25 protein-coding genes are annotated in these 24,261 nt (G+C 69.8%); 14 read left to right on the forward strand and 11 right to left on the reverse strand.

Annotation, left to right across the window (positions count from 1 at the left end; translation table 11 throughout):
- The first annotated feature begins 97 nt into the window (after positions 1-97).
- Positions 98-946 (forward strand): SDR family NAD(P)-dependent oxidoreductase, encoded by an 849-nt coding sequence (locus ACSQ14_RS19390; protein WP_436015878.1) that lies wholly within the window; start codon positions 98-100, stop codon positions 944-946.
- A gap of 44 nt (positions 947-990) precedes the next feature.
- Here ACSQ14_RS19390 and ACSQ14_RS19395 read toward each other — a convergent pair whose 3' ends face one another.
- From ACSQ14_RS19395 to ACSQ14_RS19410, 4 genes are all read right to left on the reverse strand, one after another.
- Positions 991-1,416 (reverse strand): glutathione S-transferase N-terminal domain-containing protein, encoded by a 426-nt coding sequence (locus ACSQ14_RS19395; protein ID WP_436015879.1) that lies wholly within the window; start codon positions 1,414-1,416, stop codon positions 991-993.
- Between the two features lie 141 nt (positions 1,417-1,557).
- Positions 1,558-2,970 (reverse strand): aromatic ring-hydroxylating oxygenase subunit alpha, encoded by a 1,413-nt coding sequence (locus ACSQ14_RS19400; RefSeq protein WP_436015880.1) that lies wholly within the window; start codon positions 2,968-2,970, stop codon positions 1,558-1,560.
- Between the two features lie 77 nt (positions 2,971-3,047).
- Complete coding sequence (locus ACSQ14_RS19405; protein WP_436015881.1) at positions 3,048-4,781, reverse strand: N-acyl-D-amino-acid deacylase family protein; 1,734 nt, start codon at positions 4,779-4,781, stop codon at positions 3,048-3,050.
- 24 nt (positions 4,782-4,805) lie between these two features.
- Positions 4,806-5,750 carry a TauD/TfdA dioxygenase family protein gene (locus ACSQ14_RS19410; protein ID WP_436015882.1) on the reverse strand — a complete coding sequence of 315 codons (945 nt, stop codon included), beginning with the start codon at positions 5,748-5,750 and terminating at the stop codon, positions 4,806-4,808.
- A gap of 143 nt (positions 5,751-5,893) precedes the next feature.
- Between ACSQ14_RS19410 and ACSQ14_RS19415 the strand changes: the two genes are divergently transcribed.
- The gene (locus ACSQ14_RS19415) at positions 5,894-6,859 is read left to right on the forward strand and encodes a LysR family transcriptional regulator (protein WP_436015883.1); all 966 of its coding nucleotides are present in this window, start codon (positions 5,894-5,896) and stop codon (positions 6,857-6,859) included.
- Between the two features lie 48 nt (positions 6,860-6,907).
- Here ACSQ14_RS19415 and ACSQ14_RS19420 read toward each other — a convergent pair whose 3' ends face one another.
- Entirely contained in the window at positions 6,908-8,227 is a 1,320-nt protein-coding gene (locus ACSQ14_RS19420) for an amidohydrolase family protein (RefSeq protein ID WP_436015884.1), read from the reverse strand.
- A 40-nt stretch (positions 8,228-8,267) separates the two neighbouring features.
- Entirely contained in the window at positions 8,268-8,624 is a 357-nt protein-coding gene (locus ACSQ14_RS19425) for a hypothetical protein (protein ID WP_436015885.1), read from the reverse strand.
- 190 nt (positions 8,625-8,814) lie between these two features.
- Here ACSQ14_RS19425 and ACSQ14_RS19430 point away from each other — a divergent pair, with 190 nt between their 5' ends.
- The 4 genes from ACSQ14_RS19430 (at position 8,815) to ACSQ14_RS19445 (ending at position 11,482) form a co-directional block, all read left to right on the forward strand.
- On the forward strand, positions 8,815-9,624 hold the full coding sequence (locus ACSQ14_RS19430) for an enoyl-CoA hydratase/isomerase family protein (RefSeq protein WP_436015886.1): 810 nt from the start codon (positions 8,815-8,817) through the stop codon (positions 9,622-9,624).
- A 42-nt stretch (positions 9,625-9,666) separates the two neighbouring features.
- On the forward strand, positions 9,667-10,575 hold the full coding sequence (locus ACSQ14_RS19435; RefSeq protein ID WP_436015887.1) for an LLM class F420-dependent oxidoreductase: 909 nt from the start codon (positions 9,667-9,669) through the stop codon (positions 10,573-10,575).
- Positions 10,576-10,685: 110 nt separating this feature from the next.
- Complete coding sequence (locus ACSQ14_RS19440; RefSeq protein WP_436015888.1) at positions 10,686-11,216, forward strand: dihydrofolate reductase family protein; 531 nt, start codon at positions 10,686-10,688, stop codon at positions 11,214-11,216.
- Positions 11,217-11,302: 86 nt separating this feature from the next.
- On the forward strand, positions 11,303-11,482 hold the full coding sequence (locus tag ACSQ14_RS19445) for a hypothetical protein (RefSeq protein WP_436015889.1): 180 nt from the start codon (positions 11,303-11,305) through the stop codon (positions 11,480-11,482).
- Positions 11,483-11,593: 111 nt separating this feature from the next.
- Here the strand turns inward: ACSQ14_RS19445 and ACSQ14_RS19450 are convergent, their stop codons facing one another.
- Entirely contained in the window at positions 11,594-11,884 is a 291-nt protein-coding gene (locus ACSQ14_RS19450; protein WP_436015890.1) for a hypothetical protein, read from the reverse strand.
- 245 nt (positions 11,885-12,129) lie between these two features.
- Here ACSQ14_RS19450 and ACSQ14_RS19455 point away from each other — a divergent pair, with 245 nt between their 5' ends.
- The 4 genes from ACSQ14_RS19455 (at position 12,130) to ACSQ14_RS19470 (ending at position 16,427) form a co-directional block, all read left to right on the forward strand.
- Positions 12,130-13,416 carry a cytochrome P450 gene (locus tag ACSQ14_RS19455; RefSeq protein ID WP_436015891.1) on the forward strand — a complete coding sequence of 429 codons (1,287 nt, stop codon included), beginning with the start codon at positions 12,130-12,132 and terminating at the stop codon, positions 13,414-13,416.
- Positions 13,417-13,427: 11 nt separating this feature from the next.
- Positions 13,428-15,056: a GMC family oxidoreductase gene (locus ACSQ14_RS19460; protein WP_436015892.1), complete on the forward strand. Its 1,629-nt coding sequence runs from the start codon at positions 13,428-13,430 to the stop codon at positions 15,054-15,056.
- A gap of 41 nt (positions 15,057-15,097) precedes the next feature.
- Positions 15,098-15,517 carry a hypothetical protein gene (locus ACSQ14_RS19465; protein WP_436015893.1) on the forward strand — a complete coding sequence of 140 codons (420 nt, stop codon included), beginning with the start codon at positions 15,098-15,100 and terminating at the stop codon, positions 15,515-15,517.
- Between the two features lie 100 nt (positions 15,518-15,617).
- Positions 15,618-16,427 (forward strand): isocitrate lyase/PEP mutase family protein, encoded by an 810-nt coding sequence (locus tag ACSQ14_RS19470; protein ID WP_436015894.1) that lies wholly within the window; start codon positions 15,618-15,620, stop codon positions 16,425-16,427.
- On the opposite strand, the gene ACSQ14_RS19475 is transcribed toward ACSQ14_RS19470, so the two are convergent.
- The 4 genes from ACSQ14_RS19475 to ACSQ14_RS19490 form a co-directional block, all read right to left on the reverse strand.
- Positions 16,424-17,851: an FAD-binding oxidoreductase gene (locus ACSQ14_RS19475; protein WP_436015895.1), complete on the reverse strand. Its 1,428-nt coding sequence runs from the start codon at positions 17,849-17,851 to the stop codon at positions 16,424-16,426. The two genes, ACSQ14_RS19470 and ACSQ14_RS19475, sit on opposite strands and share 4 nt — an antisense overlap.
- Before the next feature lie 21 nt (positions 17,852-17,872).
- The gene (locus ACSQ14_RS19480; protein WP_436015896.1) at positions 17,873-18,880 is read right to left on the reverse strand and encodes an acyl-CoA dehydrogenase family protein; all 1,008 of its coding nucleotides are present in this window, start codon (positions 18,878-18,880) and stop codon (positions 17,873-17,875) included.
- Between the two features lie 93 nt (positions 18,881-18,973).
- Positions 18,974-20,203: a CaiB/BaiF CoA transferase family protein gene (locus ACSQ14_RS19485; protein ID WP_436015897.1), complete on the reverse strand. Its 1,230-nt coding sequence runs from the start codon at positions 20,201-20,203 to the stop codon at positions 18,974-18,976.
- A gap of 55 nt (positions 20,204-20,258) precedes the next feature.
- Positions 20,259-21,008 carry an HpcH/HpaI aldolase family protein gene (locus tag ACSQ14_RS19490; protein WP_436015898.1) on the reverse strand — a complete coding sequence of 250 codons (750 nt, stop codon included), beginning with the start codon at positions 21,006-21,008 and terminating at the stop codon, positions 20,259-20,261.
- 233 nt (positions 21,009-21,241) lie between these two features.
- Here ACSQ14_RS19490 and ACSQ14_RS19495 point away from each other — a divergent pair, with 233 nt between their 5' ends.
- From ACSQ14_RS19495 to ACSQ14_RS19510, 4 genes are read left to right on the forward strand one after another with little or no spacing between them, the layout of a single operon-like run.
- Positions 21,242-22,483 (forward strand): cytochrome P450, encoded by a 1,242-nt coding sequence (locus ACSQ14_RS19495; RefSeq protein ID WP_436015899.1) that lies wholly within the window; start codon positions 21,242-21,244, stop codon positions 22,481-22,483.
- A 32-nt stretch (positions 22,484-22,515) separates the two neighbouring features.
- A complete protein-coding gene (locus ACSQ14_RS19500; RefSeq protein WP_436015900.1) occupies positions 22,516-23,022 on the forward strand; it encodes a cupin domain-containing protein in 507 nt (168 codons plus the stop codon).
- A gap of 4 nt (positions 23,023-23,026) precedes the next feature.
- The gene (locus ACSQ14_RS19505) at positions 23,027-23,476 is read left to right on the forward strand and encodes a nuclear transport factor 2 family protein (protein ID WP_436015901.1); all 450 of its coding nucleotides are present in this window, start codon (positions 23,027-23,029) and stop codon (positions 23,474-23,476) included.
- 13 nt (positions 23,477-23,489) lie between these two features.
- Complete coding sequence (locus ACSQ14_RS19510) at positions 23,490-24,254, forward strand: phytanoyl-CoA dioxygenase family protein (protein ID WP_436015902.1); 765 nt, start codon at positions 23,490-23,492, stop codon at positions 24,252-24,254.
- Positions 24,255-24,261 lie beyond the last annotated feature (7 nt).

Here is a 24,261-nt window from a genome sequence, read left to right on the forward strand (position 1 = left end):
CCTCCGCGCCGGACGCCGACGATTGCACAGGCCACCTGGGCCAGCAATATTGCATTACGCGGATAGCATTATCCCGCGAACAGACCCGGAGGCCGCCATGGACCAAGACCTGTCGCGCACCAGCCTCAGTCGCGACGCCATCCTGCTCACCGGCCAGGTCGCCCTGGTGACCGGCGGCGGCGGCGGCATCGGCCGCGGCATCGCCCTGGGGCTCGCCGAGTTCGGCGCCGACGTGGCGATCGTCGACATCGACGGCGAGGCCGCCGAACGGGTCGCCGCGCTGGTGCGCGAGAAAGGGCGACAGGCGCTGGTGATCGTCGCCGACGTAATGGACCGCGACGCCGCGCGCGGCGCCGTCGCCACCGCGCTCGAAGGCCTGGGCGCGGTCGACATCCTGGTCAACAACGCCGGCGGCACCCGGCCGATCAAGCTGGTCGACATGACCGACCGCCAGATCGACCGGCAGATCGACCTCAACCTCAAGGGGCTGGTGGCGATCACCCAGGCGGCGGCCAAGGCGATGATCGCCCGCGGCGCCGGCGGGTCGATCATCAACATCGCCAGCATCGAGGGCCTGCGCGCCGCGCCGACCTATTCCGTCTATGCCGCTTGCAAGGCCGGCATGCTCAACTTCACCCGCACCCTGGCGCTGGAGCTCGGCGAGCACGCCATCCGGGTCAACGCGATCGCGCCGGACCTGGTGCCGACCGAGACCATGGCGCGCTTCGCCCCCGGCATCGTCAGCCCGGAAGGCCGCGCCGCCCAGGCCCGCTACATCCCGCTCGGTCGCGCCGGCAATCTCGACGATTGCGCCGGCGCGGCGGTGTTCCTCGCCTCGGCGATGGCCGGCTACGTCACCGGCGTGACCCTCAGCGTCGACGGCGGCACGTGGGCCTCCAGCGGCTGGACCCGCAACGACGCCGACGGCTGGCGGCTGTTCAACTGAGGGGGCGGCGGCCGCCCTGGCGCGGGGGACGGCGAGAACCTATCTCACCGCAAGCGTCGCCGGAGCCGCCGAGCCATGACCGTTCTCAAGATCACCGCGGCCATTGTGGCGCTGCTTGCGGCCTCCGCCTGCTCGCCGAAGAGCGAAACCGCCGCTCCGGCGCGTCGAGCGCGCCGATCTTGAAGCGCGGGTGACGCCCTCGGCCTGCGCGGCGGGCGCCTCCGTCTTCGGTCAGGCGGCGGTCCGCGGTGGCGAGACGTTCGGCATGTTCGAGGATCAGGCCTGAGTCCATCATTCACCCCTTCGTCAGTGACGAAGGTGGGGGCCTTGACCACGGGGTTGATCGCGGCGAACGCGTCAAACTGCCGGAAGACCGAGACGGCCTCATGCTCGAACGGAAGCCCCATGAGCCGCAGCGAGATCGCAACCCGTCGGACGTAGGGAGAATTAAGGTTGCCGATCAGACGCATGTGACCCTCCGCAGGTTGTGGAGATGTGCACGGGCGCGCAGCTCTGCAATGGTAGCGGCGCAACCAGAGCGATTTGCGCCGCTACCGTGGTCGTCCCACGGCCCCTCGCCGGCGCGGCGTCTGCGCCGGCCGAAGCTCGCTTCAGAAGCCGATGTCCTTGATCGGGTCGTCGAGTTCGCCGGAGGCGACCTGGATGCCCTTCGCCAGCCTGTCGTCGTCGACCCCGCCGAGGAAGCCGTCGATCACCCGCTGGTAGTTGCTGATCATCCCTTCGACGGTCTTCGACAGGCGCATGTACTCGAAGCCCTTGGCGTGCAGGCCTTCCTGCTGCAGCGGCAGGTTGCTGTAGTCCTGCTGCGGGATCGGCGGGAAGCGCTCGTCGTCGTGGCGCATCGGCGTCGGCGCCACCGGCCGCTCGCGCACCTCGTCCTCGGGGTAGAGCACCAGCGACCAGATCTCGAACAGGCAGGTCTCCGGGCCGAGGGGGCGGATGCGGTAGGCCGACATGTTGCCGAACAGCGGCAGCATGAAATAGTGCGGGAACAGGAACTGCACCGCCGAGGCGTACGGCAGGTCGTTGAGGTCCGGGAAGTCCACCCCGCGCGCGCGGTTCTGCTGGGTGATCTCGGCGTTCAGCGCCTGGTGCCATACCCCCATCGCCGCCATCGGATCGTCCGGCAGCTCGATCCGGTCCTTCAGGTCGTTCATGATCGCCACGTCGTTGGCGTGGACCATGCCGGCCATGCCCTCGCTCAGCACCGCGTTCCAGTTGATCGACATCTCGATCAGCTTCTTCACCGTCACCGACGCCGGCAGCGGCGCGGGCCCGCCGGCCGGGGTCGGCGCATAGCGGTCGTAGCCGGGCAGCGGCGGATTGGCCTCCTGCAACTGCGGATGGGTGCGCATGACGTGGTAGCCTTCCATGAAGGCCTCCATCGCCAGCTTCCAGTTGGTCGGCAGGATGGCCGAGTGCCACCACTCGACGCGCAGCTTCTCGACCTTGCGCGGGTCGAGCCGGTCGGCCAGCGGCTGGATGGTCTCGAGCAGCGGCGGGGCGTCGTCGTCGAAGTTGATGAAGGCGCAGCCGCCCCACAGCTCCACGCGGCAGGGAACCAGGTTCAATTCGGCCGGATCGAGGTTCTCCTCGTCGAACACCTGCCGGGCGAAGACGAAGGTGTTCTCGCCGTCGATGTTCCAGCGCCAGCCGTGGAACGGGCAGTTGAAGCCCTGGACCTCGCAGTTGCCGTGGCCGTTGGCCAGCTTCACGCCGCGGTGGCGGCAGGCGTTGTGGAAGGCCTTCACCCCGCCGGCGGTGCGCACGACAATCACCGACTGGTCGAGGATCTTGTACTCGACCCAGTCGCCGACCTCGGGGATCTCCTCCAGCCGGCAGGCCATCTGCCAGACCCGCGGCCACAGCCGTTCGCGCTCCAGCTCGAAGAAGGCCGGGTCGTAGTATCGCTCGGCGGGGATCCGCTGCGGGTTGGTGACCTTGAACGGCACGGCGTCCAGCATCGAGTCCGCCGACTTCGGCGCTGCAAAGACCTGTCCCATCGGCGGCCCTCCTCCCGTTATTATTGCAACAGGATCATTGCGTTGAATATGGCGCGAGGCAAGGCCGCGCGTGCGGGTCAGCCGCGACCAGGGCGCGCGCCGCGCACCAGCCGGCCCGGCAGCGCGGCCGTCGCCTCGCCGTGGCGGTAGGTGACTTCGCCCGAGACGATGGTGGCGTCGTAGCCGCAGGCCCTCTGGGTCAACCGCCGGCCGCCGGCCGGCAGGTCGTAGGCGGTGCGCGGCGCATGCAGCCGCAGGCGATCGATGTCGATGACGTTGAGATCGGCCTTGAAGCCCGGGGCGATGCGCCCGCGATCGCCGAGGCCGACCGCCTCGGCCGGGTCGGAGGTCAGCATCCGGATCGCCACCGGCAGCGCCAGCCGCTTGGCCGGGTCCGGATGGCGCGTCCAGTGGGTCAGCAGATAGGTCGGAAAGGCGGCGTCGCAGATCATGCCGTAGTGCGCCCCGCCGTCGCCAAGCCCCAGCACGGTGTGCGGATGCTTCAGGAAGTGCTCGCCGGCGCTCTCGAAACGGTCGCCTTCGCGGTTGGCGGAGGGCCGGTAGAGCACGGCGCGTCCCTCGTCCTTCAGCAGTTCGTCGTAGATCACCTGGCGCGGATCCAGGCCGGCGGCGCGGGCGCGCTGGGCGATGCTGTCCTCCCGGGCCGGGTGGTAGTTGGGCGGATCGCCGAGCGGGAACAGCCAGTCGAGGTCGTCGACGACGCTCTTGAAGAAGGCATGCGGGTCGTCGGACTGCTCGGCCAGCAGCCGCCGGCGAATGTCGGGATCGCGCAACGCCGCCACCTTGCCGGCCAGCGACAGGTGCTCGATCGCCCGGAAGCTCGGGTGGAAGGCGAAGGGGTGCAGCGACAGGTCGAGGCCGATCAGCATGCCGACCGGGCGGGGAATCACCTGGCCGCGGATCGCCAGCCCGTCGCGATGCGCCGCCTCGAGCTCCGGCAGGATGTCGCGCCAGGCCTGAGGATTGTCCGAGGTCTGCAGCAGGCTGAACGAAACCGGCCTGCCCGACGTCTGGGCGATGGCCCGCAGTAGCGCCATCTGCTCGGCGCCCGTGCGGCGCTGGTCGGTGAGGATCTCGAACACGCCGGCGCCGGCGTCGCGCAGCCCTTCGGCCAGGGCGAGGATCTCCTGTTCCTCGGTCGAGACCGTCGGCGCCAGCCGGCCGTCGCGGAAGCGGTGGGCGAGGTTGCGCGTCGTCGAGACCCCGAGCGCGCCCGCCGAGATCGCCTCGGCGGTGAGCCGGCGCATCTCGGCCAGATCGGCCGCGGTCGGCGGCTCGCAGGCGGCCCCGCGCTCGCCCATCACATAGACCCGCAGCGGGTTGTGCGGCAGCTGGGCGGCGAAATCGATGTCGGCCCGGCGCTGGGCGAGCGCGTCCAGATATTCCGGGAAGGTCTCCCAGTTCCACGGCACGCCATCGGCCATCACCACCTCGGGGATGTCCTCCACCCCCTCCATGAGCTTGATCATCAGGTGGTGGTCGGCGGGCCGGGCCGGCGCGAAGCCGACGCCGCAGTTGCCCATCACCACGGTGGTGACGCCATGGCCCGAGGACGGCTGCAGGCGCTGCTCCCAGGTGACCTGGCCGTCGTAGTGGGTGTGGATGTCGACGAACCCGGGCGTCACGAGTCGGCCGGCGGCGTCGATCTCCTCGCCGCCGCGGCCGAGCCCGCGGCCGACCGCGGCGATCACGCCGTCGCGCACCCCGACGTCGACCTCGCGGGCCTCGTCGCCGGAGCCGTCGAGCACGGCGCCGTTGCGGACGACCAGGTCGAATGCCGGCTCTGACATCATCTCACCTCGTGGTTGCGGCCGTCAGACATCGATCTTCGGCAGCCCCTCGCCGCCCTCGAGCTTGCGACCGAGGGCGTAGTCGCCGGCGATGGTGGTGCGGTGCATGACCCGGGTCTCGTCGGCCGGCACGCCGGTGGCGCAATGCAGGGTGCGCCAGTTGTCCCAGAGCACCATGTCGCCGTAGCGCCAGTCATGGAAATAGGCGTTCGCAGGCGCGGTGCAGCAGGCGATCACCTCGGCCAGCAAGGCGTCGCCGTCCGGCCCACCGAGCTCGTAGATCCCGACCGCGAAGCTCGGCGAGACGTTCAGCACCTTCCGGCCGGTCTCCTGCTGCACATAGACCATCGGATGCAGTGTGCGCGGGTACTGGTACTGCCGGCGCATGATCTTCAGGAACGACTGCGCGCCGCGGACGAACCGGAGGTCCTCGGGCGCGCCGAACTTATGGTTCGCCATGTTGAGGTCCATCTCGTAGACCACGTGCAGGCCTTCGATCCGGGCCTTCAGCTGCTCGGGCAGGCGCTCGTAGGCGGGGATCTGGTCGATGAAGCCGGTGCGGCCGCCGCGCGTCGGCAGCTGGATCGGCCGCAGGATTCCGCCGCGGTTGATGGTGTCGGTGTAGACGAGGTCCGAATGCCACCCGAGCCAGCCGCCGAGGCGCTCGCCATGGACCTCGTAGCAGGTGCCGTCCTCCGGGTAGTATTTGATCTTCACCAGCTCCGGATGCCCCTCGGCCCAGGTCTCCGGATAGACGTGGCGCTCCAGCGGCCCGAAGCAGTTGCTGAGCTCGACCTGCATGGCCGGCGAGTCCTCGCCGTCGCGAAACAGCAGCACGCCGCGGTCGACCCACAGCGCGTTCAGCGCCCGCCGGACCTCGGCGTCGCCCAGCTGGGCGAGCATCAGGCCGCTGACCGTCGCCCCGAACGCCGCGTCGCCCAAGGGCGAAACCTGGAACCCTGCCGCCATGCCGAGCGTCTCCTCCGCCGGCCCGGCGCGCGTTCGCGCGCTTCTCTTCGTCCGACGACAGCAGAAGCATCCGCCTCGCGCCGGGCCCTCACAATTGCCGATGGGGTTGATGGTGGTATGCCGGATCGGCATATCCTATCGGCATGGATATCCGGCATCTGCGCTATTTCACCGCCGCGGTCGAGGAGGGCTCGCTGCAAGGCGCGGCGCAGCGGATGCACGTCGCCCAGCCGGCGCTGTCGCGGCGCATCCGCGACCTCGAAGCCGACCTCGGCTGCGAGCTGCTCACCCGCGGGGTGCGCGGCGTCACCGCCACGCCGGCCGGCGCCGCCTTCTACCGTGACGCCCTGGCGCTGCTGGCCGGCCTCGACGAGGCGGCGCAGCGCGCCCGGCGCATCGGCCGCGAGCACGAGGAAGGCGTCCGCCTCGGCCTCGTCCACACCTCGCGCAAGTACGCCTTTCTGCAGGAGGCGACGGCGGCCTGGCGCGCCGGCGAGCCGACCGGCGGCCTGGCCTTCGTCCGCGGCCTTTCCCCCGAACTGGCCCACGCGCTGGTCGAGGGGCGGCTGGACATGACCCTGCTGTTCGAGCGGCGCATCGGCGCCGAAGCCTTCGACGAGCGCCTGATCCATCGCGAGCGCTACGTCCTGGCGGCGCACCCCAGCCATCGGCTGGCGCAGCCCGGGGCGGCGGACCTCGCCGTGCTGTCGGGCGAGCCGCTGGTCTGGCTGTCGCGGTCCGACAACGGCGACAGCCACGACGCGCTGCTGCAGCAATGTCGGCTGCATGGGCTGGAGCCGGCGATCGCCCAGCTGACGCACAGCCACGAGGAGCAGATCGAGCTGACCACGGTCAGCGGCGGGGCCTGCCTGACGCCGGCCTCGACCCTGCTGTCGACGCCGGCCGGCGCGCTGGTCTTCCGTCCGCTGCCAAAGTTCGAGATGGAGCTGTCGTTGAGCCTCGCCTGGCGGCGCGATCTCGGCGGCTCGCTGGCCGGCCGCCTGCTGGCCGAGCTGCACCAGGCCATCGACCGCCACCAGGACGCCATCCGCGGCGGCCGCAGCCCGTGGGCGCGGCTCGACGGCTGCGCGGTGGTCCGGGTTCCGTAAGGCGGCCGCGCGACGCACAGGCGCCGCGCGGCTCAATGGTCTCAGAGCCTAGGCGGCGTCCGCGTGCTTGCTGAACATGCCGATGACGTCGCCGGAGGTGACCGGCCGCCGGCTCTCGCCCGCGGCCAGCGGCGCGGCCCCGCCCCCCGAGCGGATCGAGGTGTCGACGCCCTTGGTTGCCGCCTGGGCGCGCAGGCCGGCGACGCTGAGGTCCGCACGGCTGTGGTGCTTGAAGGGGTCGTAGTTGAACAGCTTCATCGCGTTCAGGTGGGTGACCTTGTCGATCTGGGCGTCGCTCAGCTGCTGGATCGACTTCCACAGGATCTCCGGCGCGTGCGGCCAAGGCGTGTCGGAGTGCGGATAGTCGACCTCGTAGCAGACCCGGTCTTCGCCAATCAGGTCGATGTTGCGCAGGCCGTAGGCGTCATCGATGAAGCAGCTGTAGAAGTGCCGGGCGAACACCTCGCTGGGCTTCAGGCCCTTGAGATAGCTTTCGGAATGGGTCCAGGCCTTGTGCTGCTCGTGGCTGTAGTCGGCCCGCTCCAGCAGATAGGGGATCCAGCCGATGCCGGATTCCGACAGCGCGATCTTCAGGTTCGGATAGCGGTTCAGCGCCGCCAGGTTCATCCAGTCGGCTGTGCCGAACGCCACCGCCATCGGCATGGTGGTGATGTTCACCTCGATCGGCGACTCCATCGACGGGTGCGGCGAGACATTGCCGACGCCGATGTGCAGACACAGCGTCGCGTCGGTGTCTGCCACCGCCTTCCACAGCGGCTCCCAGCTGTCGCTGTGGATGCTGGGCAGGCCGCGCTTGGTCGGGTTGTCGTTGAAGCTGATCGCGTAGCAGCCCTTGGCGACCAGCCGCCGGACCTCGGCGGCGGCGGCTTCGGCGTCCCACAGCGGAACAATGCCGCAGGGGATGAAGCGGCCCGGATGGGCGCCGCACCACTCGTCGATGTGCCAGTCGTTGTAGGCGCGCAGGTGGACCAGCGCCTGATCCTTGTCCGGCGCGCCGACGAACATGCCGCCGTCGATGCCGGCGAAGCTCGGGAAGTTCAGCGAGCCGGCGATGCCGTTGACGTTCATGTCGTCGATCCGCGCGTGCACGTCGTAGCAGCCGGCCCGCAGCTGCTCGAGCGCGGTCGGCTCCATGCCGTATTCCTCACGCGGCCGGCCGACGACGGCGTTCAGCGCCACCGAGGGGATCTTGATCCCCTGGTATTCCCAGTAGTTGGTGCCGTCGGCCTGCTCCCGCAGCTTCGGCGCGGTCGCCAGGGCGTCGCCGGACAGCTGGCGATCGAACACGTCGCCCGGCTCGGTGATGTGGTCGTCGACGCTGACGATGACCATGTCGTTCATTTGCATGGGCTAGGCCTCCTCCGGCCGCGCAGACGGCTATTTGCAGTTAGTTCTGGTCGTCCCGGGCGCACGCGCCGGCGGCCAGGGCGATGTATTTGACTGAGGCGTCGCGGTCGCAGGCCGCACTCAGCGGCATCACCTCGGTGCCGGCCCGCAGGCGCAGCTCGCGGGCGACGGCGACCGGGTCGTCGGTCTCCATCTCGTAGATGGCGAAGGAGTTGAAGTCGGGCTCCTGGATCACTGTGCCCAGGCCGACGCCGTTGACGATGCGGAAGCGCTTGGCCGACTTCACGCCTGGCACCGCGACGCAGTCGGCCAGGTGCTGGTCGTCGTACCATTGCTGGAAGGCTTCCTCGTTGCCGGGCGTCGCCTTGCCGAGCACCAGATAATAGTAGGTGGCCATCTTTCCTCCCTGGCCGCCGGGACGATGCAAGCGCCCGTCGACAGCGTTGCGAAGCCTAGGTCAGCCCCGGCGGCGCGGATAGCGCCTACGCATATAAGATTGATCGTACATCATTGCAATTACCCGCGCGCACGCCCTAGACTTCGCCGCCGAGCCGGGCCGTCCCCGGCGCGACTTGCGAGAATCCCCCATGAGCGACGCCCCGCACCTGCTCGTCGACCGCCAGGACGGCGTGCTGATCGCCACCCTGAACCGGCCGGAGAAGCTCAACGCGATCACCGACCCGATGATGGAGCGCTTCGAACAGGCCCTGCTCGAGTTCCGCGACACGCCGGAGCTGAAGGTGATGCTGATCCGCGCCACCGGCCGCTATTTCTGCGCCGGCGCCGACCTCAAGGAGTCGGCGGCCAAGGGCGAGCCCTTCCCCACCAGCGGCAGCGGCATCCGCGAGATGCACCGCCTCGGGATCCGCGGCATGCACCGGATCTACGACGAGATGGAGCACATCGAGAAGCCGATCGTCGTCGCCCACCACGCGACCTGCGTCGGCGGCGGGCTGGAGATGTCGCTGTCCTGCGACTTCCGGCTGGCGGCCAGGAGCGCCAGCTACGCCTTCCCGGAAGGCCTGTTCGGCGTGCTGCCGGCCTCCAACGGGGTGAGCCGGCTCACGCGGATCGTCGGCCCGCACTGGGCGCGGCTGCTGGTGATGGCCAACCTGCCGGCCGACGCCCAGGAGGCGCTGACCATGGGCCTGGTCCACAAGGTCTACCCGGACGAGACGTTTGAAGATGAGGTGATGGCCTTCTGCCGCCACCTGACGAAGCAGAACGGCGAGCAGATGGGCACGGCCAAGCTGGCCATCGAGCTGACCAGCGAGGTCGGCCGCGATCAGGGCCGCCACATCGAGCGGCTGGCCAACAGCGCCCTCATGCTGCTGCCGGCCTACCAGAAGCTTTCGGCCGACCACGTCGCCGGCATCGGCGGCAAGAAGCAGGACTGACGCCGCGCAGCCGGCGGGACGCTCGGACAGGAAGGAACGCCCATGAAGGTCAATGTGACGATGCCGTTCGACCGGCTCGACGCCGGGAACGAGTTCATCACGCTCGACGCGGTGATCAGGGTCGCGACCCTGGCCGAGCGCCTCGGCTTCCACAGCTGCCTGGTCACCGACCACCCGGTTCCGACCGGCCGCTGGCTGGACGCCGGCGGGCACCACGCCCAGGATCCGTTCGTCATCCTCTCGCTGATCGCCGCGGCGACGCGGACCATCCGGCTGCAGACCGGCATCCTGGTGCTGCCCTACCGCAACCCGTTCATCACCGCCCGTTCGGTGGCGACCCTCGATGTCTTCTCCGGCGGGCGGGTCAGCTTAGGCATCGGCGCCGGCTACATGAAGGGCGAGTACAAGGCGCTCGGCGTCGACTTCGAGCGGCGCAACGAGCTGACCGACGAATACCTGCGCGCGCTGAAGGCCGCCTGGACCGCCGACGAGTTCACCTTCGAGGGCTCCGGCTACCAGGCGCTCGGCAACCGCATCCTGCCGCGGCCGCTGCAGCAGCCGCACCCGCCGCTGCTGATCGGCGGCAACGCCAAGCGGGCGATCCGCCGGGCCGTCGAGCTCGGCGACGCCTGGAACCCCTACTACACCGCCAACTCGACGCTGGCGGCGACCAGCCGCACCGCCGAGATGAGCAACGAAGGCGACCTCGCCGAGGGCATCGCCTACCTGCGCGCCTACTCCGAGCAGTTCGGTCGCGAGCGGCCGCCGGAAGTCATCCTCGGCAGCTTCAACAGCCCGGGCGACAGCCCCGAGATGCTGCTCGAGCGGGCCGGCAAGATGCAGGCGCTCGGCGTCTCCGTCGTCGCCGCCAACCTCGGCGGGCGGGATCTTTCGGAATGGTGCGACACCGCCGAGCGGTTCGCCGCCGACGTGCTGTCGAAGATGCCGTAGCGCGGAGGAGCCCGAGGGGCGGACTCCTGGCGGGCAGATTGCGCCCGGCCTCATTTCCCCGCAGCGCCGGCCCAAGCTATTCTGCAGAACCTGAGGTGGAGACTTGCAGCATGGCGAAGCTCGTCTTTGGAATGAACCAGTCCTTGGACGGTTACGTCGACCACATGGAGTTTGCGCCTGGTCCCGCGCTTTTTCGGCACTTCGTCGAGCAGGCGCGCGAGCAGACGGGCAGTGTGTATGGCCGCCGCCTGTACGAGGTCATGCGCTACTGGGACGAAGACGATCCTGCGTGGGACGCGGCGGAACGCGACTTCGCGGCGGCGTGGCGGCGCCAGCCGAAGTGGGTCGTGTCGCGCTCGTTGAAGTCGGTCGGCCCCAACGCCACGCTCGTCGGGGATGACGTCGAGGCGGTGATACGCGGGCTGAAGGCTGAACTCGCCGGCGAGATCCAGGTTGGCGGACCCGAGCTTGCGCAAAGCCTGGCCGACCTCGGTCTCATTGATGAGTTTCGAATCTACCTCCATCCCGTTGTGCTCGGCCGCGGCAAGCCGTTCTTCGCCGGGCCCAGGCCGCCCCTCCGCCTCGTGGCCAACGACCTGATCGGCGAGGGCGCGATCAGGTTGACCTACGTCCCCACCTGATCACGCCGCCTAGGTAGCGTACCGGAATACCCCGCCGCCCACAGGAGGCGCACGCTGACGACAAGCTGCCCGAGTGGAGGCGCGGCGTGGGATCTGCGGACATGCATGTGCTGAAGGCCATCTTCCTCGTTCCGGGCAACGTGCTCGCCGACCGGCTCGGAACGACCGACGAGCACGAGCGGGGCTTGCTGCGGATGCTCGTCAACTCCGTGATCTGGATCACCGCCGCGGCGATCGTGTTCATGATGGCTGTCTACGGCCATTGAAGCCGCGGGGCTGAGGGCGCGCGACGGTGAACCGTTATCCGCGCGGGCTGCGCCTTAGGTGACCAATCGTCCGGAGGACGCGGGGCGTTCGCCTCAGCGCCTAGAAACAATTCACGCCGTGGCGCTCGCCACCACAGGCCCTTCTGTGACCCGCGGTGGGTTTGGAAAGAGCGTCGGCGCGTTCTCGGCCACCCACGCGTGCGCGATCTCGACCGACTTGTCCGCTCCCTCCTGGCTCTCGAAAAGGCTCAGAGAGGCCATCACGCCGTTGCCGCCGTCGATCCAGTAATAGCCGATGAAACCGGGGACGTGTTCGAGGAGGGCGACGAAGCTCTCACCCACGAGACGACCGGCTTCGGCATTGTCGGTGATCCCTTCGTAGCGCCGCACAGCTCCGTACATGAGCAGACTCCTTCACTCACACCGCCGAGCCAAACGCAGGGCGGATCGACGTGGTCCGCAGCCGCCGATCAACAAACGCCGAGGTCGCGTCGCGGATGCGCGTCCGCCCCCGCCCCACCCCGAAAGCGGGAACGGGGCCCGTGGCCCCGACCGCCGCATCGGTCCGCAGCGCATCTGCCAAAATTCGCTATTGCAGAAATGCATATCGCATGTCGAATTGCACCCAACGAGATTGGGAGGCCGCCATGTCCGACGCCGTCACCGCGGACGATCCGCGCTACAAGGAACTGTTCGACGTCCGGACCGAGGCGCTGCAGGGCGGCTACATCCTCGAAGACGACATGAACCAGCACTTCCACCGGCTGCGCAGCGAAGCGCCGGTGCAGAAGGGCTATCTGCGCGAACTGCTCGACATCCCCGAGCACCACAAGAAGTTCGCCACCCCGCGCGCCGGCTACACGGCGCTGTCGTTCGAGGCCTGCAACACCGCCTTCCGCGACAACGAGACCTTCTCCTCGCGGCTCTACGAGGACATGCCCGGGGTGCAGGCGGGCTTTGGCGGCAAGACCATCCTGCAGATGGTCGGCCCGGAGCATCGCCGCTACCGCGCGACGCTTCAGCCGATGTTCCTCAAGCCGAAGGCGTTCAGCTGGTGGCGCGAACGCTGGATCGACGACATCGTCCGCAACCTGATCCAGAGCCTCAAGGACCAGGAGCGAGCCGATCTGAACCTGCAGTTCTGCGCGCGCATGCCGGTGCACACCGTCACCCGCGGCGTCGGCCTGGAGGGCGAGGACGCGCTGGCCTTCCGCACCGCCCTGCAGACGATGATGGGCCAAGGCGGTCCAACGCCCGAAGCGGCGATGCAGGCCTCGAAGACCATCGACGACCTGCTCGGCGCGACCGTGCGGCGCCGCCGCGAAACCCCCGGCGACGACGTGATCTCCGGGCTGATCGCCACTGAGCTCGAGCAGGAGGACGGCTCGCGGCGGCCGCTGACCGACCAGGAGATCATGTCCAACTGCCGGCTGATCATCCTGGCCGGCGGCGGCACGACCTGGCGGCAGCTGGGGATCACCCTGTGGGCGCTGCTCAGCCGGCCGCAGCAGCTCGAAGCGCTGCGCGCCGACCGCGGGCTGATGGAGGCGGCGATCGACGAGGCCGCCCGCTGGAACCCGACCGACCCCTATTTCTCGCGGCTGGTCACCTGCGACACGGTGCTGGACGGGGTCGAGGTCCCGGCCGGCGTGGTCCTCGACATCTGCCTGGGCGCGGCCAACCGCGACCCGGCGCGGTGGGACAATGCCGACGACTACGACCTGCTGCGGCCGTTCCAGAGCCACCTGGGCTTCAGCATCGGCCCGCACCAGTGCCTGGGCATGAACGGCGCCAAGGCCGAGATGGTGGTGTCGCTCAACGCCTTCCTCGACGAGTTCCCCAACCTGCGGCTGGATCCAGACGCGCCGGCGCCGCAGCTGGTCGGCGCCCTGGAAGGCCGCGGCATGACCGCCGTGCCGGTCCGGCTTCGCTGAGCCGCGACACCATGGAAACGGCCGACTACATCATCATCGGCGGCGGCAGCGCCGGCTGCGTGCTCGCCAACCGCCTGTCGGAAGACCCCGCCTGCACGGTGCTGCTGGTCGAGGCCGGCGGCCCGAGCCACGGCTTCCTGTTCCGCATGCCGACCGGCTCCTACACCATGCTGGGCAAGCCGCAGGCCGACTGGATGCACGTGACCGAGCCGGATCCGACGCTCGGCGGACGGCAGGTGATGTGGAACGGCGGCCGGGCGCTCGGCGGCGGCTCGGCGATCAACGGCATGGTCTATGTCCGCGGCGAACGGCGCGAGTTCGACGCCTGGATCGAGGCCGGCTGCGCCGGCTGGGGCTGGGACGACGTCCTGCCCTATTTCAAGCGGTCGGAGGACTTCCAGGGCTCGCCGATGGCCAGCCACGGCCGCGGCGGGCCGCTGGCGGTCTCGCCGCTGCGCATCACCCATCCGATCACCCGGGCGTTCGTCGAGGCCTGCGCGCAGAGCGGGGTCCGCCGGCTCGAAGACTACTGCGCCGGCGACCAGGACGGCGTCTTCGACATGCTGGCGACGCAGAAAAACGGCGAGCGCTGGAGCGCGGCGCGCGGCTATCTCGAGCCGGCGCTGGGCCGACGGAACCTCAAGGTGATCACTGGCGCCCTGGCCGACCGGGTTGAGTTCGAGAACGGCCGCGCCACCGGCGTCCGCGTCCTGGTGGACGGCGCGGCCCGGACCTTGTCGGCGCGGCGCGAGGTGATCCTCGCGGCCGGCTCGGTGATGTCGCCGGCGATCCTGCTGCGCTCCGGCGTCGGCCCCGGCCAACATCTGCAGGACATGGGGCTGCCGGTGCTGCGCGATGCGCCCGGCGTCGGCCGCAACCTGCAGGAACATCCGAGCTTCGCGCTCAGCCGGCTGGTGGATCTGCCGACCTACAACGCCATGCTCGGGCCCGGCCAGCTGGCCCTGCACCTCGCCCAGTTCGCGCTCGCCCGGCGCGGGATCATGACCTCGGCGGCGGTCCAGGCGATGGCCTTCATCCGCAGCCGTCCAGAGCTCGACCGGCCGGACATCAAGCTGTCGTTCGCGCCCTTCTGCACGGACCTGAAGACCCGCGGCATGCACAAGCAGCCGGGCTTCTCGGTGTTCACCGGGCTGTCGCGGCCGCAGAGCCGCGGTGAGATCCGTCTCCGCAGCGCCGCGGCGGCCGACAAGCCGGTGATCGATCACCGGCTGTTCGGGCACGAGGACGATCTGCGCCGGCTGATCGACGGGCTGAAACAGGCCGAGCGGATCTTCGCCGCGCCGGCCATGGCCAAGCACCTGGTCGGCTTCAACCACCCGGAGACATCGCCGGCCGACGACGCCGAATGGGAGGCGCTGGTCCGGCGCACCGCGACCATCGGCTTCCATCCGGTCGGCACCTGCCGCATGGGCGCCGACGAGGGCTCGGTCGTCGACCTGGGCCTCGCGGTGCGCGGCGTGCAGGGCCTGCGGGTCTGCGACGCCTCGGTCATGCCGTTGCTCAACTCGGCCAACACCAACGCCCCGGTGATGATGCTGGCGGAAAAGGCGGCCGACCTGATCCGCGGCCGCAGCGCCGCGGGCGCGACCGCCCCAGCCAGCGAGATGGCGCTGTCCTGAACGCCGGCCGCGCCGGCGAACGTCGATGCAAGGAGATGACCATGCCACACTGCCGACCCGAGGATCTTCCGGACGGGAACGAACGTTGGCCGGGAATTCCCAAGGGCCACTTTCGGTCCGTGCAGTGGGGCGACATGGAGGTCGGCTACACCTCGATCGATCACCCGCTGGACTGCACCGAGCAGTACCTCACCGGCGGCTATCCCGGCGGGGTCTGCCAGTGCCCGCACTACTTCTACATCTTCGAAGGCCGGGTTCGGGCGCGCTACCCGAACACCAATTGGCCGGACGAGATCGCCGAGACCGGCGAGGTCTGCTTCTTCCCGGCGGGCCACGTGCTGATCTATGAGGAGCCCAGCCGGATCCTGGAGCTGAACCCGGCGCATGCGCTGCAGACCTGCATCGATCTGGCCGAGCAGGCGGCCAAGCGGGCCAAGGCCGCCGGAGAGGCTGCAGGATAAGCCCACGCAGGCGGTACGGCGGCTTCCGCCTGCTACATCAAGGCCATTGAACTCTTCGTCGCCGGGGGGACTCCCCCAGATCTGACAGAAGGAACAGACCATGGACCAACGAAGCAAGGCCGACGCCTTCGCCGCGTTGCACGCCGGCGACGACATCCTGATCCTGCCCAATGCGTGGGACGCGGCCAGCGCCGCGATCATGGCCGACGCGGGCGCCCGGGCGGTGGCCACCTCCTCGGCCGCGGTGGCTTGGGCGCACGGCTATGCGGACGGCGACGCCCTGCCGCTCGCCAAGGTGCTGGCGACGATCGACACCGTGGCCCGGGCCTCCCCCGTGCCGGTAACCGCCGACATCGAGGGCGGCTACACCGACGACCTGGGCGAACTCGGCGAGACCATCCGGATGGTGATCGGCGCTGGCGCCGTCGGCATCAACCTGGAGGACGGCCGGCGGGCGCCGGACCTGCACGCGCGCAAGCTCGAGGCCGCGCGCAAGGCCGCCGACGCCGAGGGCGCACGGCTCTTCATCAACGCGCGCGCCGACGTCTTCCTGCTGCGCCTGGCCGAGGGCGAGGCGGCCTATGACGAGGCCGTCCGCCGCGCCGACCTCTATCGCGCCGCCGGCGCCGACGGGATCTTCGTGCCCGGCCCGAAGGACGAGACCCTGATCGGCCGGCTGGCGGCGGCGATCAGACTGCCGCTGAACATCATGCTGCTGCCCGGCCTGCCGGACGCGGCGAAGCTGCAGGCCCTGGGCGTGCGGCGGGTGAGCTCGGGCACGGCGCCGTTCAGGGCCGCCTACGCCACCGTCGCCAAGGCGGTCGCGAGCTTCCTGAAAACCGGCGAGGCGTCCGCCTTCGCGGCCGGCGTCGAGGGCCTGGGAGACCTCAACAGGCGGTTCGGCGGCTAGCCGCCGTCCGCCGCCGCAGCCGGCGCGTCGAGCGCGTCGAGCAGCTTGCCGCGGTTGAGGATGTCGCGCGGGTCCAGCGCCGCCTTCAGCGTGCGCATCAGGTCCAGCTCGGCGGGCGTCCGCGTCCAGGGCAGGAAACGGGCGCGCGACACGCCGATGCCATGCTCGGCGGCGATCGAGCCGTTCACCTCGCGCACCGCGCCGTAGACGATCTCGTCGAGCGCCCGCTGGATCTGCGGGTTCATCTCGCCGACGCTGAGCACCGCATGCAGGTTGCTGTCGCCGGCATGGCCGTAGAACAGGATCACCGCCTGCGGGAACGCCGCCTTCAGCTGGCTTTCCGCCTGGGTCACGAACCGCGGCATGTCGCCCAGGCCCATGCTGACGTCGTAGGCGACGAACGGGCGGAGCGGCGCCAGCCCGCCCTGCATGTCGTCACGCGGGGCCCAGAGCGCGTCGGCTTCGCGCTCGGACTGGGCGATCACCGCGTCGGTCAGCAACCCGTCCTCCAGCAGGCCGGCGAGCACGCGTTCGAACTGCGCCGCGTCGCCCTCCGGATCGCCGCCCATCGCCTCGACCAGCGCATAGATCGGGTGGTCGAGCGCCATCGGCCGCGGCCGGCGGTCGAGCTGGGCTTCGGTCATCCGCGCGAAGAAGTCGCGCCACATCAGCTCGAACGAGGACAGCCGCCCGGACAGGCCGACGTCGAGCCGGTGCAGGGCGCGGACCGCGTCCTCGAACGAGCCCATCGCCACCAGCGCGGTCTGCCGGGTGGACGGCGCAGGACGCAGGCGCAGCACCGCGCGGGTGACCACGCCCAGGGTGCCCTCGCTGCCGATCAGCAGGTGCTTCCAGTTGTAGCCGGCGTTGTCCTTCAGCATCTTCGACAGCGAGGACACGACGGTCCCGTCGGCCAGCACCGCCTCGAGGCCGAGGACCATGTCGCGCATCATCCCCCAGCGCAGCACCCGGTTGCCGCCGGCGTTGGCGGCGATCGTCCCGCCGATGGTGGCCGAACCGCGCGAGCCGAGATCGAGCGGCAGGAAGGTCTGCTGCGCCTCGGCCGCCTCCTGGGCGAGCTGCAGGATGCAGCCGGCCTCCACCGTCATGGTCATCGACAGCGGATCGATCTCGACGATGCGGTTCATGCGCTCGAGCGACAGCGCCAGGCCGCCGTCGGCGGGCACCGCGCCGCCCACCGTGCCGGTCTGCCCGCCGACCACGGTGACCGGCAGGTCGTGGGCCGCGGCGAGCTTGATGATCGCGGCCACCTGTTCGGTCGAGGCCGGCCGCGCCAGGAACGCTGGCTTCGAGCTGTAGCGGCGGGAGATGTCGACGCGGTAGTGCTCGCCGATCGCCTCGCCGACAAAGAGCTGGTCGCGGCCGACGACGCCGGCCAGAGCGGCTTCAAGGTCTGCGCCCACGTTCAACTCTCTCGCCGTAGCCTAGTCCGCCAGCTTGGCGTGCAGAAGCTGCTCCAGCAGCGACCGCTTGGCGCCGAACAGCCGGCCCAGCAGCAGGGAGCGCTTCAACAGCAGGTGGGCGTTGTGCTCGTCGGTGACGCCGATGCCGCCGTGCAGCTGGATGCTGACGTCGGCGTTGGCCAGGGCCGCCTCGTTGGCGAGGTGCTTGGCCGCCATAAGGTGGGCGCGGGCGTCGGACCGCGCGCCCTTCAGCGCCGCGGCGGCGAACCAGAGCTGCGAGCGCGCCGCCTCGACCCGGACGGCCATGTCGGCGCAAGGGTGGCGCACCGCCTGGTAGGCGCCGATCTTCTTGCCGAAGGTTTCGCGCACCTTGGCGTATTCGACGGTGAGGTCGAGCGCCGCCTCGGCGATGCCGACCAGCATGGCCGCCGCGCCGAGCTGGCCGAGGTCCCAGACCTCTTCGGTCTCGCGCTGCGCGACCACCTTGTCGAGGCGACCGGCCACGCGCAGCGTGGTCGCCGGATCGAGCCCGCTGCGGGTCTCGGTCGGCGCCTCGCCGATGTCGAACAGCGTCGCCTGGGCGGAGTCCGCCAGCAACGCCAGCCGGGCGGCCGGCGCGCCGATCAGGCGCACTCCCGCCGCCTCGGCGACGGCGAGCGCCACCGGCTCGCGGCCGGCGAGGATCGCCCCGCGCAGCGCGTCGTCGGTCGCGACCTGCGCGGCCAGCGACTGGGTGAGGATGTCGACCGGGGCGCACTGCCGGCCCATTTCGCGGAAGAACACCGCCTGCTCGACGGCCGACAGGCCCGATCCGCCGAGGTTCTCGGCCAGCGCCAGGCCGAACCAGCCCAGCTCGCCCAGGGCGTCGCGCGCCGCACTGGTCAGGTCGAGCGCGTCCGGCCCGTGCAGCCGCGCCAGCGGCAGCAGTTCCGAAGCCAGGCTGCCGGCGGCGTTCATGATCTCCGTCTCTTCCGGAGTGAACGTGAGGAGCGCCGGACCCGCTTTGCGCGCCATCAGATCGTCGGGCATGTCGAACCTTGAACCAACTCACTTCCATTTGGTTCTAGAGCGCGCCGTTCTAAATGCAATCCCTCACGTGCATTCCGATGAGGCGGGCGACGATCAGGCGATCGCACCGGCGGCTTTCAGGCTCTCGATCCGCGCCCACTCCAGGCCGAGATCCTCGAGCAGGAAGGTCTCGGTATGCTCCGAGGCCTGGGGCATCCGGGTGGTGTGGATCGGCGCGTGATCGAACTGGATCGGCGGCCGCACCAGCTTGATCGGGCCGCTGCCGTCGACGGCGTCGACTTCGACAATCATGTCGTTGGCCAGCGCCTGCGCGTCGGACGCGAAGTCCAGCAGGCTCTGGAACGGGGCCCACTGGCCCTTCATGGTCCTCAGGTGCTCGCGCCAGTAGGCGAACGGCCGCTTGCCGAACGCCGCCACCAGCAACCCGCTGGCATCGGCCCAGTTGGCCATCAGGGCCTCGGCGGTGGCGAACCGCGGGTCCTCGGCCGCCTCGGGAAGCCCGAGATGGGCGAAGGTGTCGCGGATGTAGGGGCCAGGCGTCAGGATGCACAGATTGATCGTGCCGCCGTCCGAGGTCGTGAAGTTGCCGAGGAACGGATTGTTCGGCGAGCCGCCCACAACGCCGGCCCGCGCGCGCGGCGGCACCCCGGTCTCCATGGCCTGGGCGATGCCGGCCCCGGCCGCCCACCAGGCGGTCGAGAGCAGCGAGACGTCGAGTTCGACGGCCTGGCCGGTGCGTTCGCGATGCAGCAGCGCCGCGCAGATGCCGCCGGCGATGTTCATCCCGCCGATCGAGTCGCCGAACGCGGGAATCGCCTGGCTCATCGGCGTGCCGAGCTCCGCCGGCGAGAACGCCAGTCCGACGCCCGAGCGGGTCCAGAACGCCGTGCCGTCGAAGCCGCCGGCCTCGCGCTCGGCCCCCTTGTCGCCGAAGGCGCTGCCGCGGGCGTAGATGATGTTCGGATTGGCCGCGCGGATGTGCTCGATGTCGAACTTATGCTTCTGCCGGGCCGCCGGCAGATAGTTGGTCAGGAAGACGTCGGCGGTCTTGGCGATCTCGTAGAGCAGTTCCTGGCCTTCCGGTTTCGACACGTCGAGGCCGACGCTGCGCTTGCCGCGGTTGGGGTGCTCCATCAGGGTGAAGCGGTTCGGGTTGGTCTTCTGCCCGGTGACGTGGAGGAAGCCGCGCTGGGTGTCGCCGCGCACCGGATGCTCGATCTTGATGACGTCCGCGCCCCAGTCGGCCAGCACCGCGCCCGCCGCCGGCACGAAGGTGAACTGCGCCACCTCCAGGATCCGGAAGCCCTTCATCACCTGAGTCATCTGGCCGTCTCCGTAGCGGGTGTTTCGATCCGGTCGCCCGGCGCCGGCCGCGCCGTCACTCGGCCAGCCGCAGCGCGCGCAGCTTCTCGAGCTCCTCGGCCGCCGCGCGGCGGATGAAGCCGACGTCAGCCCCCTGGGCGATGAACTGCACGCCGCGGGCGGCGAGGTCGCCGGCGTTGGCCAGCCCCAGGCTGGCGCTGCCGCTGATCTTGCCGTGCGCGCGGCAGGCGGCGACGACCCGGTCGATCGCCGCGAGCACTTCCGGACCCATCTGCAGTTGCGGGCCGAGCCCGAGGCTGAGCGCCAGGTCGACCGGGCCGACGAACAGGCCGTCGACGCCCGGCGTCGCGGCGATCGCCTCGACGTTGGCCAGGCCTTCCGCGGTCTCGATCATCACCAGGCACAGCGGCTCGAAGCTGACCGGCTGGACCCCGTAATAGTTCCGCACCGGTCCGAACGAACGGATCCCATGGGGCGGATAGCGCATCGCCTCAGCGGCGACGCGGGCCTGGGCGGCGGTCGACACCATCGGCACGATCACGCCGAGCGCGCCGAGGTCCAGCGCGCGCATGATCTGCACCTGGTCGGTCCCGCCGACCCGGACCACGGCCCGCGTGGCGCTGAGGTCCAGCGCCTGGATCGCCGGCAAGAGGTTGTCCCAGGTGATCCCGCCGTGCTGGGTGTCGAGGATCGCGCAGTCGTAGCCGGCGCGGCCGATCACCTCGACGCTGATCGGGTCGGGCAAGGTCACCCAGACTCCGAACGACGGCCGTCCCGCGGCCACCGCCTCGCGCACCTTGTCCATGCTAGCTCCACCCTCTCGCGGCCCGCCCGCCCCGAGGCGGCGCCCCAGGCGGCGAGCACGGCGACAAATGCAACGTACCTGACGCATTATATGCGGAGAAGCGGTCTGCGCTGTCAATTGCAGGCCGCGCGGCCCAAGCTCCCTGTCCGATTGACACCGCGGCCCCGCGGGCCTAGTCAATGCACGTCAATCGTTGCATTAGTCGACGAAAGTTGTGTCGGAGGAAGGCGGGCATGAGCGAAACCGTCGAGCGTCAGTTCGAATACGACCCGTTCTCGCCGGCCGTGATGAACAATCCGCACCCCTACTACAAGGTGCTGCGGCGCGACCACCCGATCTACTACAGCGAAGAATACGACGGATTCTTCTTCACCCGGTTCGCGGACTGCGTGGAGATGCTGGCCATTTCTGACAACAGCCTGATGGAAAGCGAAGGCTCGCTGCCGACGCCCGCCGTGCTGCGCGTGAAGAACCAGGGCGCGCTGCCGATCCCGCCGGACGACCCCTTCCCGATGGCCCAGCGGCTCGGCATGCCGGTCTACGGCGAAGTGCGCCGGGCGCATATCAAGCCGATGATGCCGCGCGACCTCGGCAAGCTGAAGGATTTCATCCGCGAGCTGGCGGAGACGCGGCTCGACGCCCTTTTGCCGACCGGCCGGTTCAACCTGACCAAGGACTATGGCGGCTTCGTCAGCTCGAGCGTGCTCATGCACCTCATGGGCATGCCGCTGAAGCTGGCCGAGCACTCGCTGAACATCATCAATTCCGGGACCCGCACCGATCCCGAGAGCGGCGGCTTCGATTCCGGCGCGGTCGCCCGAGAGGCGATTCAGTTCTACCTGCCCTACGTCCAGGCGCGGATCGACGCCGGCGCCGACGGCAGCGTGCCGATGGTCGACGGCATGATCCAGTACCGCCACAACGGCCGCGCGCTGACCGCGCCTCAGGTCGCCCAGCAGCTGGTCTGCGCCTTCATCGGCGGCATCGAGACGGTGCCGAAGATCGTCGCGCACGGGCTGATGGAACTCTCGCAGCGGCCGGAGCAGCTGGCGGCGGTGCGCGCCGACCTGGAGACCAACATCCCGCTGGTCTGCGAGGAAATGATCCGCTTCTGCGCCCCGGCCCAGTGGTTCATGCGCACCGCGCAGAAGCCGCTCACCGTCGCCGGCCAGAAGATCGAGCCCGGCCAACGGGTCTTCTTCCTGGTCGGCTCGGCGCTGCGCGACGAGAACGAGTTCGACGCGCCCGACGAGTTCCGCTGGAACCGGCACATCCCGCGCACCCTGGCCTTCGGCCACGGGGTCCACTTCTGCATCGGCACGCACCTGGCGCGGCTGGAGATCCGCATCCTGGTCGACGCCTTTCTGCGGCGGGTGCCGGAGTTCAGCTTCGACATGGAGAACGCGGTCCGCCCGCCCTCCAGCTTCCAATGGGGCTGGAACACCCTGCCCGTGGTGATCGGCAAGGCCGCCTGACTCCGCCGCGCTTAGATTTTGGAGAACGAGAGATGGCGAGCGACCAGAAGATCGAGGTCTTCCGCGGCGCAGAGGCCCAGGGCCTCATGGAAATCGGCGCGATGAAAATGGCGGAGATGACCGCCGAGCAACGCGCCGGCCTCAGCACCCTGGTCCAGGCCGGCTACCTGGAAGGCGACCAGGTCAAGCTGCTGGTCGACCTGCCCGGCTTCAGCCTGACCCATGCCTGGCTGAAGCGGGACTATCCGCTGCTGCTGCACAGCCACGATTCAGACTGCCTCTACTACGTGCTGGCCGGCTCGCTGCAGATGGGTGTCGAGGAGCTGGCGGCGGGGGATTCGTTCTTCGTCCCGGCGAACGCCGCCTATCAGTACCGGCCGGGCCCGGACGGGGTGGAGGTGCTGGAGTTCCGCCACGCCGGGACCTTCGACTTCCGCAACCTGACCAAGAACCCGGCCTTCTACGAGAAGGCCGCCGCGACAGTCGCCGCCAATGTGCAGCACTGGCGCGAGGCCAAGCCGCCCTCGGTGCGCGGCTGACGCCATGAGCACCGCCGCGACACTCCAGGTCGAGCGCCCGGGCGGCGTCATCGACCAGCTGTTCGATGCGCTGGCGCGGGGCGACCTGGCTGGCGCCCAAGCCTGCTGCACCGCCGACGTCGTCGTCTGGCACAACTTCGACCGGCTGCCGCTGGGGCTGGAGGCGGTCAGCCACGGCTGGCGCGAGTTGATCGCCAACTTCGCCGAGCGGGCCTTCGTCGACGTCCGCCGCGAGGCCCTGGCCGACGGCTATGTCCAGCGGCATCTGATGGTGGCGCGCACCGCCGACGGCGTGCGCCGGGCCTGGCCGATCGTCATCTTCGTGACGCTTCGCGACGGGCGGATCGCCCGGCTCGACGAATACCTCGACCGCGGCGGCGCCTATGTCGTCGCCGACGGCGAGCCGCTGACCACGCCAGGCCTGCCGCCGGCGCCGGCCATCCTCCATCCGTGAAGGCGAGACGCTGATGCACGACCATTTGCGCCAGCAGCTGAAGGACGAGGGCTTCTGCGTCGTTCCGGACGTGCTTTCGCGCGACGAGCTGATGCGCGCCCGCGCCGGTCTCGACCGGGCGGTCGAGCTGACCCGCCAGGCGATGGGCGCGGCGCATGACGGCCGGCTGGATCCCAACGCGGCGAACATCCGCGCCTACAACCTGCCGGCCGCCGACCCGGTGTTCATCGACCTGCTGAAGCACGAAACCGCGCTGGAAGCGGTGGAGGAGGTGCTGGGGCCGCACGCCCTGGTGTCGAACTTCACCGCCAACATCGCCCTGCCCGGCTCCGGCTCGATGAAGCTCCATTCCGACCAGGCCCTGGTCGTGCCACCGCCGTGGCAGCACTCCTGGGCGATGAACGTCATCTGGTGCCTGGACGACGTCCACGCGGCCAATGGCGCGACCCGCTATCTGCCGGGCAGCCACCGGTACCGCGACTTCGACGAGGTGCCGCCCGACGCCATGGAGCGGACCCGCGCCTTCGAGGCCCCCGCCGGCTCGTTCATCGCCATGGAGGGCCGGCTCTGGCACACCTCCGGCCAGAACGTCACCGCCAATGAGCGGCGGCGGATGCTGTTCGCCTACTACTCCAGCGACTTCATCCGCCAGCAGGCCAACTGGACCGCCAGCCTGCCGGCGGAAGTCCAGGATGGCATGGACGCCGAGACGCGCGCCCTGTTCGGCCTCGGGCCGATGGGCAATGTGCGCATCGGCGGCGCCCTGACCCGGCTCTAACCCTTCT

This window comes from Phenylobacterium sp. LjRoot219, from assembly GCF_964252995.1.
In the GTDB taxonomy this organism is placed as follows: Bacteria; Pseudomonadota; Alphaproteobacteria; order Caulobacterales; family Caulobacteraceae; genus Phenylobacterium.